This window comes from Acidobacteriota bacterium (assembly GCA_012517875.1).
Classification (GTDB): domain Bacteria; phylum Acidobacteriota; class JAAYUB01; order JAAYUB01; family JAAYUB01; genus JAAYUB01.
The window spans coordinates 37,832-52,444 of the sequence record JAAYUB010000092.1; the positions used below are offsets into that span (position 1 = coordinate 37,832).

Genomic DNA, 14,613 nt, shown 5'->3' on the forward strand with positions numbered 1-14,613 from the left:
ACCGGGCGGTGCGCCCGGTCGTTTCATTTTCAAAATCACCGCGCCGGCGCCCGGCGGGTCAGGTATCCGCTTCTCCGGCCGTCTCACCCGGCGGGAGGGCAGGCGCCACTCGCAGTGTCTTGAATTTCATCAGCCGAACCAGTCCGGCTGTCCCTTTCACCTTCTGCACGTACTTGCAGCGGGTCCAGCGAATGTCGGCCGCCGGCTCGCGCCGGGCGCCCGAGTACCAGGCCGCCACCGCCGCCGCTTCGCGCAGGTCGGCCAGCGGCGGATCCGTTTTCTGTCCCCAGGCCAGAACCACATGGGATCCGGCGTAGTCGGCGGCGTGCAGCCACACGTCGTCCGGACGGCTGGCGCCGAACGTCAGCCGGTCATTCTCGGCGGCGCTTCGCCCCACCCGCACGTCCAGGCCGCTCCGGGTCCGGAATCGGCGAAACCGCGCGCCCGCCGCACCGCCGCCTTTGGCCGGTCGCTGGCGGGCCGTCGGAGACGACGGTTGCGCCGGCGCCGCGGACAACTCGCTGTCGCAGACGGCTGCCCGGACCGCCGCCGCCTGCTGCGCCAGCGCCGCCCGGCGCTCACGCTCCGCGCGGAGATGCTCCGGCAGATTCTCCCGCGCCTGTCGCGCCTTGCGCCAGCGGCGGAAGTAGCTGTCGGCGTTCTCGCGAAGGGTCTTTTCCGGATCCAACGGAACGCGGACGGCAGGCCCCTCCGGCTGGTACACGTCGGGCACCTCCACGGACACGCCCCGGTACGCGGCCCCCAGGCGGTGCAGGTGGGCCAGGATCAGTTCGCCGTATCGCCGGCCCGTCTCGGCGTCATCGGTCCGCGCCAACTCCCGCTCCAGCGCCGCCACCCGGTCTTCGGACTTCCGGAGTTTCGCCACCAGGGCCCGGGCAGCGGCATCCCGTCGTGCGACGAATCGCCGGTGCGCCTCCGCATAGTCGAACCAGCGGTCCGCCGCATCCTCAAAACGTTCGAACCGGATCGCTGACCAGTCGCGGCACAGCCGGAGCGGACAGGTGCTGAGGCGGAAGTCCCCCCGGGGATCCATCCGATATTCGTCGGGCAGCCAGGGTTGCCGCGCGTACAGGATGGCGCCCGCTGACGGCGCATACGCTTCCGCCACAACCATCGCCACCGCCGCTGCCAGGACATCGGGCTCGTCAACGCCCGCGCGGGCCTGCGCCTCATCCAAAAGAAGCGGGCTGAGCCGCTGCACCCGGCCGAGCAGCGCCCGCCGTCGGTCGCGGCCGTCGCCTGCGGCGAGCAGTTCCCGGATCGAGCCGGCCTCGGGCGGCACCCGGCCGGCGCGGACCGGTTCGCGGTACGGCGCCCCCAGCGGCTGGAGCTGGGTCCGCAGCGGGCCCAGTGCGTACCGGACGACGCCTCCGGCGTCACACAGGTGGAGCGAAGGTGCGATGGGCCGCACCTCGGCGACCAGGATGGCGCCGGCATCACCGAACCGCAAAACGACGCGGCGGTCGTCGGACACCTTCTCCAGGTCGGTGAGCCGGCGGCCGGCCAGTTCGTCGTCAATCGCCGGGCAGTTCACCCAGGTGTCGGAGTCCCGGCGCGCCCGTGCAGCCAGGATCCGGATCGTGGGGCGGTCCGGATCCAGCTGCACCAGACACCGTTCCGCGTTTCCCTCCCAACGGATCAGCAGACGGGTGGCGCCGGCGGTCTGCACGCCCGCGACCCGGCGGCCGGTGAGCCGCTGCCGCAACCCCAGGCAGAGGTGGTGAAGGTGAAAATCCTCGAGCAAGGTCAGACGACCCGGGTGACGTGGGAATCGGACAGGATGTCCTGCCAGCACTTGGCTTCCCGGTCGAAGATGCCCCAGATCAGGCCGATGCCCGAACAGGCGACGGCCAGCAGGTAGATGATGGTGCGCACCAGGATTGCCCGCGGCGACATCGCGCGGTCGCCGTCCTGGACTACCTGGAGGCCCACCATGGCCATCCCGGGTGTCTGGCCGCCCAAGAAGAGAAAATAGAAGCTGTACACGAGGTGCACAAGCACGAACAATCCGCCGAGCAGAGCACCCATCCGCGGTTGGAACAGCCCCCCGCCGGTGAGCCAGGCGACGATGGCCAGCAGCGCGACCGCCAGCCCCGTCACGAGCACGAAGTCGATGAGACCGGCCAGAAACCGGCTGACCAGCAAGGTGCGGTCAGCGGGCGGGGCGGCCTCCTTCCGGGGCCGAGTGCTGCGCTGCTCGTACCGGCTGAGCAGCTCGCCCAGCGGCCGGTCGTACTCGGACCTGGCCACGGACTCCTCTGCGGCTTGCGCCTCAACCACCGGCGGCTCGTCTTCGATGACGGGCGTGGGGTTTTTGGCCAGGTCCAGCTCGTCGAACGCGATGGGTTGGGTGATGGATTCGGCGGTGTCGTCGTCCGCCTCGACCACGGCGTCCTTGAAAAGCTGACGGTGCTGGTCCGCCAGCTTTTCCTTCAGATCGCTGTCCAGGTGAGGACGCGGCGTGCTTTCCCGCGGCTTGGGTGTCTGCAGTGCCTGCCGGAGTCGTTCGTCCCGCACCCCTCCGGCCACCGGTATCGCCGGGTGCGGTGCCGGTGCCGACAGAACCGCCTCGGCAACGCGCTCGTCGGGTCGGGCCTTCTCCCGGCCCATCGTCGCGGCAGCGTCATCGGGCGCATCGATGCGACGGAGAATGTCCAGGTTGTCCTGGAGCTCCTTCATCTTGCGGTGTTCCTCGACCTTGCGGCTGACTTCCCGGCGCCACTCGGGAGCGTTCTCATCTTCGACCGGCTTGACTTCAGCCTTGCCGCCGGGTTCCATGTTGAAAACGGAGGGGAACTGAAGCAACCGCTGATCGTCTTTTTTCTTCATCCGGCATTCACGACCGCGTTGAAACTCGCATCAAATCCTTTAAAATGGTAGCAGAAAGAAAGGCCGAGGGTCAAACGTTTTGCGCTGCCGATTTTGGATCATCTCCGCAGTGGGTCTGCTGGCGCTGGCCGGCGGGTACACTCTGTTCCGGACCCACGACGTGGAGTTCCTCGATTTCGTCGTGGAGCATACCGTGCTGGAAAAGCTGGCTCCGGAAATCGACGCGGCAGCGGTCCAGGCCCGGTTCGTCGAATTGCGCGCCTGGCGGGACGGCGGCCGCCTGTCCCGAACCGTCCACCGCCAGTTCCTGCTGGACACCGCCGCCTTCGTCGAAAAGCACGAGGTGCTCGGCCGACGCGAGCTGGAGCGGATCGAGGAATATATGGAGCACGCTCGAACCCGATGACACCCGAAGCGCTGGCCCTGATTCATGTCCGTCAAATCCTGACCATGGCCGGACCGGCCGGCCCCCGCCGCAGGGCGGAGATGCGGGAGCTTGGTCTCATCGAGGCGGGGGCGATCCTCATCCGCGACGGCCGGATCCTGGCCGTCGGCCCCACTCCCGCCATCATGCGGGACGTAGATCCGCAGGAGTTCCGAGTCATTGATTTTCGCGACCGGCCGGTGGTGATACTACCCGGCTTCGTGGATTCGCACACCCACCTCGCCTTCTGGGGCACGCGGGAGGACGAGTACGAGCTGCGGATCCTGGGCGCCTCCTACGAGGAAATCGCGGCCAAGGGAGGCGGAATTCTAAACAGCGCCCGGCGCGTCCAGCAGGCCACCCTCGAACAGATTACGGCCAATGTGGTCCGCTTCGGTCGGCTCTTTCTGGCGCACGGCACGACGACCATCGAGGCGAAGAGCGGTTACGGACTCAGCCCCGACGGCGAGCTGAAACTCCTCCGGGCCATCGCCGCCGCCCGCGGGCTCCTGCCGCTGGACATGGTCCCCACCTTCCTGGGCGCCCACGCCTACCCGCTGGAGTTCCGCCAGAACCACCGCGGTTACCTCGACCAGATCATCGGACAGATGCTCCCCCGGGTGGCCGGCGAGCGGCTGGCCCGCTACGTCGACGTCTTTTGCGATCAGGGCTTTTTCTCGGTGGCGGAGGCGCGCGAGATCATCACGGCCGCCCGGCGCTTCGGCTTGAAAGCCCGGCTGCATGCCGACGAGTTGGCCGCCGTCGGGGCGGCGGAACTGGCCGCCGAGGTGGGCGCCGTCAGCGCCGATCACCTGGAGCGCATCAGCCCGGCCGGCATTGCGGCGATGGCTGATCGGAGTGTCATCGCCGGCCTGCTTCCCGGCACGGCCTTCAACCTCGGGCTCGACATGTACCCGCCGGCCCGAGCGCTCATCGACGCCGGGGTGCCGGTGGCGCTGGCGACCGATTTCAATCCGGGCACCTGCTTCACCCCGAACATGCAGCTGGTGATCGCCGTGGCCTGCAGCCAGATGCGGATGACCCCCGCCGAGGCCCTGGTGGCGGCCACCGTCAACGGCGCCTGCGCTCTGGAGTTGGAGCACGACCGGGGGTCGCTGGAACCGGGCAAGCGGGCCGACCTGGCCGTGATGGATTGTGAAAACTACCGCCAGATTCCCTACCTGTTCGGCGTGAACCACTGCGTGGAAACCTTTGTCCAGGGTCGGCCGGTCAGGAAGCTGGCCGGCTTCAACGACTGCACCTGTACCGCTGAAACGTGACCGGGAGCACATTCTTTCGATCGGCTCTGAATAAAATGTTACAATGATTGGGGTAGAGACCGCTTTGGAGGTCGGCTATGGACGCAATGAATCGCGACCCGAACATTCCGGAACCCGAATCCGCTCCCACCACCAAACTGCTGAAAAAGAAACCGGAACGGATCGAGGCGGAGACGGCCGTCACCGCGCCGCTCACCAGCCGGCTGGCCGACCTGGCGATCGATGACGAGGAGAAGAAGAAATCGAACGTGGGCCTGATCGTCGGCGGCATCCTCGCCGGCTTGGCCGTGATCGCCGTCATCGTCTACTTCGCCTTCTTTTCGGGCGGCAGCAGCGGCATCTTCTCCGGTGGTTCCGCCGACATCGCCGCCGGCGGCACCGACTCGATGGACGCCCAGATCGTCCAGGGTCGCTCGCCGGGCCAGGCGTCCGGCGACCGGCAGGCTGCGGCTGTCCCGTCGATCTCGCAGCCCGGCGCCTCCGCTGACCGCCGTGATGAAGCCGCCCGCGACGCCGGGCGATCCGGTGCCGCCCCCGTGGTGCAGGCCGCGCGGATCGAATCATCGGCCACCATCAGCAGCGGCACCGAGGCCGCGCCCACGATTCCCGTCCGTCCCGCGCCGACCCAGCCGGCCCCGGCGGCAACCCCGACTCCGGCTCCGGCTCAGCCGCAGCCCCAGCCGGCGACGACCACGCCGGCTGCACCCCCCAGCACGCCGGCGTCCGCCTCACCGGCTCCGGCTACGGCGTCCTCGATGGAATCGGGCTTCACCCTTTCGGAGCAGCCTAAGGTCAAGGAAGGCGACCTGGTCCCGCTGACCGATGACGTGATCAAGCCGGAGATCACCAAGCGGGCGACGCCGGCGATGCCCGCGCTGGCCCGTCAGTTGAAGAAGTCCGGTCAGGTGATCGTCCGTGTGCTGGTGGACGAGAATGGCTCGGTTGCCGACGCCAAACTGGTCAACGAGACGCCCAAGGGATTCGGCTTCGGCAAGGCGGCCACGGACGCGGCTTGGGATTTCAAGTACAAGCCGGCCCGCAAGGGAAACGTCCGCGTGAAGGTCTGGGATACGATCTTCTTTACGTTTCGGTAGAGCGGGGTCCCCGGGATTCCATCTGCACAAATCGGCTGAACTCCTTCTGAAACGCCAGGTCGATGCTGGCCACGGGGCCGTTGCGCTGCTTGGCAATGATGAGTTCCGCCTTCCCCGCCAGGTCCGGATCGTCTTTGTCGTAGACTTCCCCGCGATAGATGAACATCACGACGTCGGCGTCCTGCTCCAGCGACCCCGACTCTCGCAGGTCGGCCAGCATCGGCCGGTGGTCGCCTTTGCGGGTCTCCGGCGCCCGGCTGAGCTGGGACAGGGCCACCACCGGCGCATCCAGCTCCTTGGCCATGGCTTTGAGTGAGCGGGAGATGGCGGCGATTTCCTGCACCCGGTTCTCGTACCGCTGGTTGCCTGCCAGCAGCTGCAGGTAGTCGACGATCACCATATCCAGGTTGTACTGCTTCTTGAGGCGCCGGGCCTTGGTCATCAGCTCCAGCAGGGTCAGGTTGGCTGTTTCGTCGATGTAGATCTTGGCCTGGTCCAGTTCCGCGACCGCCCGGCCGATCTCTTCCCAGTCCGATTTGGAGAAATAGCCGCTCCGCAGTTTCTGGCCGTCGATGGGCGACTTGGCGGACAGGAGGCGCAGCGCGAGCTGGCGGGCGGACATTTCCAGCGAGAACACCGCCACGGACAGTTTTTCCTTCAGCGCCGCGTGCAGGGCGAGATTCAGCGCGAAGCTGGTCTTGCCCATTGAGGGCCGGGCCGCGATGATGATCAGCTCGCCGCGTTGCAAGCCGCAGGTCAACTGGTCGAGATCCCGGAAGCCGGTAGGGATGCCGGTCAGGTACGTCTTGGCTTCGTAGAGCTGGGAGATGTAGCGGTAGGCCTGTTCCAGCGCGTCCGAGAGCGTCATGTAGTTCTTTTTGATGAACGATTCCGAGATGTGGCCGATCCAGGTCTCGGCCTGCTGCAGGACGTCGATGGCGCTCTGCTCCTGGGCGTAGCTGATCTCGGCGATCGATTCCGACGCCCGGATCAGGTTGCGCAGGATCGCCTTCTGCTTGACGATCTCGACGTAGTGCATGATGTTCTCGAGCCGCGGGAAACCGTTCGAGAGCGAAGTCAGGTAGGACAGCGTGATCGGCTCGTCCAGCTTCATGGCCTCCAGCGCATTCTTGAGTGTCAGCTCATCCAGCGGCTGGCGGCCTTGGGCTAGCTGCACCATCGCCGCGTAGACGGCCTGGTGGGGCGGGAGGCAGAAATCTTCAGGGACCAGCTTGTCGCTGATCGTGTGGAACAGTTCGTTGTTGACGAGCACCGCACCGAGGATCGCCCGCTCGCTGTCCGGATCCTGCGGCAGCGGCCGGGTGATCGACGATGAGACATTCCCCTTCATGGACAATCCTCGCAGACGGGTCGGGCCCGCGGCCTTCAAAATGCGAAGGGGCGCAGCGGAATGCGCGCCCCTTCAGAACGGGTGGGTGTCGCCGCCGAATCGCGCGGCGGCTGAGCCTACGCCTCTGCCGGGGCCTCCGCCTCCCCTTCCCGCTGGACCAGCAGCTTGATATGCGCGGTCACCTCGGCGTGCAGTTTGATGGGAATCGTGTATTCACCCAGGGTCTTGATCGGATGCTCGAGCCGGATCTTGCGCAGCTCGATACTGAAGCCCCGGTGCGACAGGCCGTCGGCGATCTCCATTGTGGTGACGGAACCGTAGAGGCTGTCGCCTTCGCCAACCTTCTTCGTCACGGCAATGCGTACGTCGCCCAGCGCCTTGGCCAGCACCTCGGCCTCATCCTTCAGCTTGGCCTCCTGTTTGGCCCAGTTCAACTTCTGCGTCTCGACGTACTTCAGGTTGGCGGCGCTGGCCGGCATCGCCAGCTTGCGGGGGATCAGATAGTTGCGGGCGTAGCCGTCGCTGACATTGACGATCTGGCCGCGCCGGCCAACGTTATCCACTTCTTGGATCAAAATGATCTTCATCGCTGTCATCTCCAGTCAGGCTGTCGGAATCACGCGCCGCCGGCTCAGAACGAGTCAGCCGCAAACGGCACCAGGGCGACCACGCGGGCGCGCTTGATCGCGTTTCGCAACTGGCGCTGGTGCGACGAGCAAACGCCGGACAGTCGCTTGGGCATCACCCGTCCGCGCTCGGGAACGAACAACCGCAGCAGATTCACGTCTTTGTAGTCGATGAACGGGATCTTCTCTTCGCAGAACTTGCAGACCTTCTTCTTGCGGTACACATAGCGCCGCTGGGGTTTTTCAGTGCCTTCACTCATGACTGCTTACCTCGTTCTCCGTTTTCGCGCGGGCTCGCCCGCCGTGATGACCGGCATCCGGGCGCTCGGCCGGCGGGGGGCTTTTCTTCTTCCGCTTCTCCAGGCCCTCCCGGCGGGACTTGTAGTAGCGCTGCCGCTTCTCCATGATCTTGATCTCGTCGTCCTTGCGGATGGTGATGAAGCGGATCACCTCATCGGCGACACGCAGACGCCGCTCCAGCTCGTCCACCAGCTTGCCGTCGCCCTCAAACCGGGCGACATAGTAGAACGCTTCCTGAAATTTCTTGATCTCGTACGCCAGTCTGCGCTTTTCCCAGAGGTCCAGGCTTTCCAGCGTGCCGTTGAGCTGCTGAATGTAGCTTTTGAGCCGCTCCGCGATGTCCGCCTGGCGTTCTTCCGGCGTATCGGGCGCGACGAGATAAACGAGTTCGTACTTACTCAAGGGATCACTCCTTTGCAGGTGTTCTCAACAGGATCAGCTATCCATGGACCCCGGTGGCGAAGCAAGGCCCAGCTCGCGAAAGTTGGGATTATACCAAAAAAATCCCAAATTACAACTTTTTTTCCTGCGGCGCATCCGGTCCCGCCGGAAGCCCTGCATCGGGCCGCCGCGGCGCCGGACGGGCGTTGAAACGGTTCATCGCCGTCGCCAGCCCTTCGGCGAGGACGGACATCAACGCATCCGCTGCGCCGTCGAAAACCGCTTCGAGCCGCGGCCACTCGGCGGCCGTGAAATCGGCTAGAACGAAGGCGGCGGCATCGACCTCCGGGGGGCGGGGGCCCACGCCGAGTCGGAGGCGCGGGACGGCGGTCGTTTGGGCCACCTCCAGGATGCTGCGTACCCCCCGATGCCCGGCTGATGCGCCCCGGGCCCGGAGGCGGAACGTCCCGAGCGGCAGATCCAGGTCATCGTAGACCAGCAGCGCCTGGCGGGGTGTCCAGCCGTGCGCCGCCAGGACGGACTCGAACGCCTGCCCGCTCAGGTTCATGAACGTCTGCGGCCGGACCAGCAGACAGCGAGCGCCGCCTACCACCACCCAGTCCACGAGGCTCAGCGACTCGGTGCGGTGTTCCAGCCGCGTGACGCGGGCATCCCGCAACAGACGCTCCAGAAAAAGAAATCCGGCATTGTGCCTGTGGAACCGATAGGCCAATCCCGGATTGCCCAATCCAAAAACCGCACGGAGGTCCGCGGAATCCGTCATATCCCCCGTCAGGATTCTTCGTCTTCCTGCTCACCACCCGCAGCCGCGGCTTCAGCCGCACCTTCAGCGGGGGCCTCCTCGGCCACTGCGGCGCGCGTCTCTTCCACATGGGCGATGTTGACTTCCGGATCCATCAGGATCGTGACTTTATCGCCGAGCTGGAGGTCGCGGACCCGCAGACTCTGGTTGAGATCCAGGCCGCTGACATCCAAGCGAATCACCGCCGGGATGTGCTGCGGCAGACACTCGATGGGCACTTCACGGACCAGAACCACCAGCATGCCGCCGGCGGTCTTGACGCCGACCGGCACGCCGACGGTCTCGATGGGCACCTTGACCTTGATCACGCGCTGCTCGTTGACGACCATCAGATCGACATGGATCAGCTCGCCCCGGATCGGATCCAGCTGATAATCGCGAACCAGCACCGCCAGCTGTTTCATGTCGTCGACCTTGAGGTCGCAGATCTGGTTGCGGGCCTCGGGATTGTGCAGCAACCGGTCCATAAACGCCTGTTCCACCGCCAGCGGCAGGGGATCCGTATCCTTGCCGTACACCACGGCAGGAACCCACCCCGTCTCACGGAGGCGGTGTGAGCCGTTCTTGCCCAAATCCCAACGCCGCCGCGCTTCGATTGTCACTCTTTCCATCGGAATATCTCCTGCTAACGTTGATTTGCCAAACCACTCAGATAAAGAGCGTGCTGATTGACGTCTCGTAGTGGATCGAGCGGATGGCCTCGCCGAACAAGGCGGCCACCGACAGGATCCGGAGGTTCTTCAACCGCCGCTCCTCCGGGATCAGGATGGAGTTCGTCACGACGATCTCCTCCAGCGCCAGTTTGCCCAGCCGCTCGAAGGCGGGGCCGCTGAACACCGGGTGGGTGGCCGCCACCACGACTCGCTTGACCCCGCGCAGACTCAGCGCGTGCACGATCTCCACCACCGTGCCGGCCGTATCGATCATGTCGTCACAGATGACCACGGTTTTCGCTTCAACGTCGCCGATGATATGCATGACCTCGGCTACGTTGTCCGCGACCCGTCGCTTGTCGCCGATGGCCAGGCCCGCCTCAAGGCGCTTGGCGTAGGCCCGGGCTCTCTCGGCGCCGCCGGTGTCCGGCGACAGGATGGTCAGATCCTCGAAACAGCACGAGGAGATGTAGTCCAGGATCACCGGCGCCGCGAACAGGTGGTCCACCGGGATATTGAAGAAGCCCTGGATCTGGGACGCGTGCAGGTCCATGGTCAGGACCCGGTTCGCGCCGGCCGCGGTGATCAGATCGGCCACCAGCTTCGATGAGATCGGTACGCGCGGCTTGTCCTTACGGTCCTGGCGGGCGTAACCGAAATAGGGCATGACCGCCGTGATCCGGGAGGCCGACGCCCGCTTGCAGGCGTCGATCATGATCAGAAGTTCCATCAGGTGATGGTTGACCGGATTCGACGTGGGCTGGATGAGGAAAACGTCGCGCCCGCGGACATTCTCATGGCTCTGGAAGTAAATCTCGCCGTCGGAGAAGCGGGTCAGTCGGCATTCTCCTTTTGGGACTTTCAGATAGCGACAGATCTCCTCCGCCAACGGCACGTTGGCAGATCCGGAAAAGATGATCAAATCGCCCTTGACCAAAGAAGGCCTCCTCACCGCCGGACGGCGCCCGCGGGCACGCCGGAATCCGCCGGAAAAATTTGGCTGGGGAGGGAGGATTCGAACCTCCGAATGCAGGTTCCAAAGACCTGTGTCTTACCGCTTGACGACTCCCCAGCAGATCAATTCCAGTGGGAAAACAGATTGCGACGGTACTCGTCTCGGCCGATGAACCGGGTGCGGATAATCCGACCCGGCACAGACTGGCGGCACAGGCTACGCTCCGCCTCCATGCACGCAGCCGCAGTGTCAAAGAGCCCGTAAATCGAGGATCCGCTCCCACTCATCATCGTCCCGTCGGCGCCGCAATCCGCGATTTGTGATTTGATATGGAGCAACAGGGGAAATTCAGGAAAAACCGCCGCTTCAAAATCGTTCACGCCCTGGAATGCGTCCATTCGGCCGTCCGCGAGCACCCTGTGCAGGGGAGGAATTTTATTCACGAAACCCTTTGTTGTCAACTGAAAATTCAGGCGTCCGTAGGCCCAGGCCGTACTGACCGCCACCGGCGGGCACACCAGCAACACGTGACGGGACGGCGCGTCCGGCAGCGGCACCAGTTCTTCGCCGCGACCCAGCCCGAGCGCGGTGCCGCCCACCAGAAAGAAAGGGACATCCGAGCCCAGTCGCCCCCCCCAGAGCAGCAGGTCTTCCGAAGCACACGCCAGATCCCAGAGCCGCATCAACCCGACCAGCGTCGCCGCGGCATCTGCGCTCCCCCCGCCAAGTCCCGCCTGCATCGGTATCTGCTTGCGCAGCGTGATCCGGGCGCCGCGCCGGACACCGGTCTCCGCCTGGAGGAGCCGGGCAGCCTTCAAGCACAGGTTGTCCTCACCCGTGGGCACGTCCGGCTGGTCGCAGCGAAACACCAGTTGTCCGTCGGCGGCGGATTCCAGAACGACCTCGTCGGCCAGATCCACCGTCTGAAACACGGTTCGGATTTCATGGTACCCGTCCGGGCGAGGGAACATGACCTGCAGGTGCAGGTTGAGTTTCGCCCGGGCGGGTACGCGCAGCGTCATCGCCCACTCACCAGAAGAGCTCAAACTCATAAACACTGTCGCCGTTGGACGCATCCTCGATTTCGACGATCAGCGTGTAGTTGTTGCCACGGCTCGGTTGTTCCACAATCCGAACCGAGCCCCGGCCCGCGATCAGGTTCAGGTTGACGGTCACGTCCCTGGCGGGCAGCGGATCGGAAAACGTGTGGCTGGCATCGCGGATCGGCTGGGCCGCCAGGTGTTGCACGGTGACGGTGTTGCCTTTGATCAACAACCGGTCTTTGCCATCGACCCGTCCGCGCCACCGGATCACCCCGCCGTTGCTGACCGGCGTGGTGCCGGCCGGAGTGGTCCCGGCATGGGTGGTGCCGGCCATGGGCACGGTGTCGGCGGATCCATCCACTCCCCAGCGCAGGCCGAATCGGTAATCGGCGGCACCGCTTCGGTTCGAATCGTCCACCAGCACACTCACCGCATATTTGTTGGACCAGCTGGGCTGTTCGGTGATCTTCACCGAGCCGCGCCCCGAAAACACATGCAAGCTGACCGTTTGTTCCCGCTGGGGTAACGCCCGGCGCAACTGGCCCTTGACCCCTTCAGGCGGTTTGGACTGCAGATGCTCCAGCGTCGCACTGTTGCCGCGGATGATCACGCGATCCACGCCGTCCACCCGTCCTTCCCAATAGAAATCCATTTCGTCGGGTGTGATCGCCTCTTCCGGAATCGTCTTCGGCCAATAGAGGTAGATGTCGTACACGTCCGATCCGGAGAACTTCCCGTCGTCCACCCGGATGACGGCGGTGTAGCTGTTGGTGTAACTGGGCTGTTGGATGACCTCGACGGTTCCGCGCGCTCGCTCCGTGTACAACGCCGTTTCGACTCGGGCGGCCGGCAAGGCGGCGGTGTAGTCCACGCGCTGGTTCTTGATGGGCTGGGCGCGCACATGATCGATGGTCACGGTGGTGCCTTGGATGCGGATCATGTCCGTGCCGTCCACCTCACCGCGCCAATGGAAGTAATCGTGGATGTTCCGGTCCATGGTGGGGAACAGGGCAGCCGATTGTTCTTCCCACTCGAGGCGCAACCGGTATTTCTGGGGGTAGAGCGATTCGTTGTCATTGTCGATGAGAATTTTCAGCGTATAGTCGTTCCCCGCCGACGGCTGTTCCACAACGGTCACCGGTCCCGACCCTTCCAGCCGGGTCACGGTGATGGTCGCCGCCGCCGCGGGCAGGCCGGTTGTGGGATCGAAGCGCACCTTCAGATTGGTCAGTGGTTCGAAATTGCGGTGCTCCACGCGGATATCAGCCCCGCGGATCAACAGATAATCCGATCCGTCGACGCTGACCTCGACCACCGCGACGCCTGCCTGGATCGGGCTGGCGGCCATCAGGGCGACCAGCACCCAAAGGCCCAACACTGCCTTGCGCATATCGTCCTCCTGGGAAATTCGGCGGCCATCACATCCGTACAGGGACGACCGCTTGGTTCTAGAGGAATGATAGCACATCTTGCCGCCGGTTTCGGGCCGCCCAGGATTTCCCGCCCGTGAACGTTGGAATGTGTATAATCATGGTTTATGGCTCAGGAGCTGGCGATGGAACGGGATCGATTCTGCTTTTGTTGCGGGACGGACAATCCGCACGGTTTGCAGCTGCGGATCGCGCATGACGAGTCGACCGGCCGAGTCTTCACTGAGTGCGTGCTGGCTGAGCGATATCAAGGCTACCGGGGCACCGTGCACGGGGGCCTGCTGGCCACCCTGCTGGACGAGCTGATGGCCCACGCCGCGCTGCGGGTCGCTGGCGGACACGCGGCCACAGCCCGGATGGAGGTGGCCTTCCGCCGACCGGTGCCGGTCGGGGAGCCCCTCCGGGTGGAGGCTGAAGCGGACAAGGTCTCCGGTCGCCGGATCCAGACGCGGGGCTGGATCGTGAACAGCCGTGGGGAGCGCCTGGCCGAGGCCTCCGCCCTGTTTCTGGCCGTGTCCGCCGATGGATCTCCGAAGCCGGTGATGCGCTGAATCCGTCGGCCACTGGTCGTCGCTAAAAATGCTTGCATTCGGACCGCTTCTTGGCTATGATGCCGCCTTAAAATTTATGGGGCAATAGCTCAGTTGGAAGAGCGCGGCGTTCGCAATGCCGAGGTCGGGGGTTCGAGACCCCCTTGCTCCACCATTTTCGGAACGGCCCGTCAGGGTCGTTTCGTGTTTATCCCGATATGGTGACGCAGAAACCCAGAATCGAAATCACCGGCTTCAAGGCCCGCCACTACGACCGGCTGCTGGATCTGGTCAGCGCCGGCTATTACCGCCGTTTCCTCCGGCGGGTGCTGGACGACTTGGCCATCCAACCCGGCGAACGAATACTCGACCTGGGCGCAGGCACCGGCCGGCTGGCCGCCCAGATGGCACGGCGCACCGGCCCGGCGGGTCGGGTCGTCGGTGTCGAGATCGGCCCGGAGATGCAAGACTGCTTCCGGCGGCGGGCGGCGCAGCTCCCCAACATGGCCCTGGTGGAACGGCGCATCGACGAACCGCTGGACCTCGGGGAACTCTACGACCGGATTCTGATTTCCTTTGTGATGCATGGTCTCGAACACCACCAGCGTATTCTGGTCATCCAGAATGCCAGCGAGCTGCTGACCGCGGACGGCTGGTTGTGCATCCTCGACTGGAATGAGCGCGGCCTGGCCGGCTTCAATCCGCTGGTGCGGCAGTTGTTTCAACGGTTCGAATGCGAACAGGCGCAGGACTTCATCGCCCGTGACTGGCGCACCATCCTCGCCGATTACCGGTTCGCCGACTTCCGGGCGTGGTATTATATGCGGGGTTACATCCGACTGCTGACCGGGCAGAGATACTGACCGCGGTGCC

The 14,613-nt window shown here is 64.9% G+C and carries 16 protein-coding genes and 2 tRNA genes; 6 read left to right on the top strand and 12 right to left on the bottom strand.

From position 1 onward, the window contains the following. Positions 1-58: 58 nt before the first annotated feature. Together GX414_09295 and GX414_09300 are read right to left on the bottom strand one after the other, a co-directional pair. Positions 59-1,765, bottom strand: coding sequence for a DUF814 domain-containing protein (locus tag GX414_09295; protein NLI47290.1), 1,707 nt, complete (start codon positions 1,763-1,765; stop codon positions 59-61). A gap of 2 nt (positions 1,766-1,767) precedes the next feature. Further along, on the bottom strand, positions 1,768-2,850 hold the full coding sequence (locus GX414_09300; protein ID NLI47291.1) for an RDD family protein: 1,083 nt from the start codon (positions 2,848-2,850) through the stop codon (positions 1,768-1,770). Between the two features lie 79 nt (positions 2,851-2,929). Between GX414_09300 and GX414_09305 the strand changes: the two genes are divergently transcribed. The 3 genes from GX414_09305 to GX414_09315 all read left to right on the top strand — a co-directional run bounded on the left by GX414_09305 (position 2,930) and on the right by GX414_09315 (position 5,648). After that, complete coding sequence (locus GX414_09305; protein ID NLI47292.1) at positions 2,930-3,256, top strand: hypothetical protein; 327 nt, start codon at positions 2,930-2,932, stop codon at positions 3,254-3,256. Then, positions 3,253-4,554 (top strand): imidazolonepropionase, encoded by a 1,302-nt coding sequence (locus GX414_09310; GenBank protein ID NLI47293.1) that lies wholly within the window; start codon positions 3,253-3,255, stop codon positions 4,552-4,554. Before GX414_09305 ends, GX414_09310 begins: the two co-directional genes overlap by 4 nt. Positions 4,555-4,631: 77 nt before the next feature. Then, a complete protein-coding gene (locus GX414_09315; protein NLI47294.1) occupies positions 4,632-5,648 on the top strand; it encodes an energy transducer TonB in 1,017 nt (338 codons plus the stop codon). Here GX414_09315 and dnaB read toward each other — a convergent pair. From dnaB to GX414_09365, 10 genes are all read right to left on the bottom strand, one after another. Continuing rightward, the gene (gene dnaB, locus GX414_09320) at positions 5,635-6,999 is read right to left on the bottom strand and encodes a replicative DNA helicase (GenBank protein NLI47295.1); all 1,365 of its coding nucleotides are present in this window, start codon (positions 6,997-6,999) and stop codon (positions 5,635-5,637) included. The genes GX414_09315 and dnaB overlap by 14 nt on opposite strands. Positions 7,000-7,115: 116 nt before the next feature. Next, complete coding sequence (locus GX414_09325) at positions 7,116-7,586, bottom strand: 50S ribosomal protein L9 (GenBank protein NLI47296.1); 471 nt, start codon at positions 7,584-7,586, stop codon at positions 7,116-7,118. A gap of 44 nt (positions 7,587-7,630) precedes the next feature. Further along, complete coding sequence (locus GX414_09330) at positions 7,631-7,885, bottom strand: 30S ribosomal protein S18 (protein NLI47297.1); 255 nt, start codon at positions 7,883-7,885, stop codon at positions 7,631-7,633. Continuing rightward, a complete protein-coding gene (gene rpsF / locus GX414_09335; protein ID NLI47298.1) occupies positions 7,878-8,327 on the bottom strand; it encodes a 30S ribosomal protein S6 in 450 nt (149 codons plus the stop codon). The genes GX414_09330 and rpsF overlap by 8 nt, the downstream gene beginning before the upstream one ends. Positions 8,328-8,436: 109 nt before the next feature. Continuing rightward, positions 8,437-9,090, bottom strand: a complete 654-nt coding sequence (locus tag GX414_09340; protein NLI47299.1) for an aminoacyl-tRNA hydrolase — start codon at positions 9,088-9,090, stop codon at positions 8,437-8,439. 8 nt (positions 9,091-9,098) lie between these two features. Further along, positions 9,099-9,740, bottom strand: coding sequence for a 50S ribosomal protein L25 (locus tag GX414_09345; protein NLI47300.1), 642 nt, complete (start codon positions 9,738-9,740; stop codon positions 9,099-9,101). Positions 9,741-9,777: 37 nt separating this feature from the next. Continuing rightward, positions 9,778-10,704 (bottom strand): ribose-phosphate pyrophosphokinase, encoded by a 927-nt coding sequence (locus tag GX414_09350; GenBank protein ID NLI47301.1) that lies wholly within the window; start codon positions 10,702-10,704, stop codon positions 9,778-9,780. Between the two features lie 75 nt (positions 10,705-10,779). Then, positions 10,780-10,854 (bottom strand) — tRNA-Gln (locus GX414_09355). A 5-nt stretch (positions 10,855-10,859) separates the two neighbouring features. Continuing rightward, complete coding sequence (gene ispE / locus GX414_09360; protein ID NLI47302.1) at positions 10,860-11,759, bottom strand: 4-(cytidine 5'-diphospho)-2-C-methyl-D-erythritol kinase; 900 nt, start codon at positions 11,757-11,759, stop codon at positions 10,860-10,862. Positions 11,760-11,766: 7 nt separating this feature from the next. Beyond that, the gene (locus GX414_09365; GenBank protein NLI47303.1) at positions 11,767-13,170 is read right to left on the bottom strand and encodes a hypothetical protein; all 1,404 of its coding nucleotides are present in this window, start codon (positions 13,168-13,170) and stop codon (positions 11,767-11,769) included. Between the two features lie 165 nt (positions 13,171-13,335). Here GX414_09365 and GX414_09370 point away from each other — a divergent pair, with 165 nt between their 5' ends. From GX414_09370 to GX414_09380, 3 genes are all read left to right on the top strand, one after another. Beyond that, positions 13,336-13,761, top strand: coding sequence for a PaaI family thioesterase (locus GX414_09370; protein ID NLI47304.1), 426 nt, complete (start codon positions 13,336-13,338; stop codon positions 13,759-13,761). Between the two features lie 78 nt (positions 13,762-13,839). Further along, positions 13,840-13,915: transfer RNA gene (locus GX414_09375), tRNA-Ala, on the top strand. A 43-nt stretch (positions 13,916-13,958) separates the two neighbouring features. Continuing rightward, a complete protein-coding gene (locus GX414_09380) occupies positions 13,959-14,603 on the top strand; it encodes a class I SAM-dependent methyltransferase (protein NLI47305.1) in 645 nt (214 codons plus the stop codon). Positions 14,604-14,613 lie beyond the last annotated feature (10 nt).

Coding starts and splice junctions, on each gene's coding strand:
- GX414_09300 (NLI47291.1), bottom strand. CDS start 2,850: ATGAAGAAAAAAGACGATCAGCGGTTGCTTCAGTTCCCCTCCGTTTTC.
- GX414_09310 (NLI47293.1), top strand. CDS start 3,253: ATGACACCCGAAGCGCTGGCCCTGATTCATGTCCGTCAAATCCTGACC.
- GX414_09315 (NLI47294.1), top strand. CDS start 4,632: ATGGACGCAATGAATCGCGACCCGAACATTCCGGAACCCGAATCCGCT.
- dnaB (NLI47295.1), bottom strand. CDS start 6,999: ATGAAGGGGAATGTCTCATCGTCGATCACCCGGCCGCTGCCGCAGGAT.
- GX414_09325 (NLI47296.1), bottom strand. CDS start 7,586: ATGAAGATCATTTTGATCCAAGAAGTGGATAACGTTGGCCGGCGCGGC.
- GX414_09330 (NLI47297.1), bottom strand. CDS start 7,885: ATGAGTGAAGGCACTGAAAAACCCCAGCGGCGCTATGTGTACCGCAAG.
- GX414_09340 (NLI47299.1), bottom strand. CDS start 9,090: ATGACGGATTCCGCGGACCTCCGTGCGGTTTTTGGATTGGGCAATCCG.
- GX414_09345 (NLI47300.1), bottom strand. CDS start 9,740: ATGGAAAGAGTGACAATCGAAGCGCGGCGGCGTTGGGATTTGGGCAAG.
- ispE (NLI47302.1), bottom strand. CDS start 11,759: ATGACGCTGCGCGTACCCGCCCGGGCGAAACTCAACCTGCACCTGCAG.
- GX414_09365 (NLI47303.1), bottom strand. CDS start 13,170: ATGCGCAAGGCAGTGTTGGGCCTTTGGGTGCTGGTCGCCCTGATGGCC.
- GX414_09370 (NLI47304.1), top strand. CDS start 13,336: ATGGAACGGGATCGATTCTGCTTTTGTTGCGGGACGGACAATCCGCAC.
- GX414_09380 (NLI47305.1), top strand. CDS start 13,959: ATGGTGACGCAGAAACCCAGAATCGAAATCACCGGCTTCAAGGCCCGC.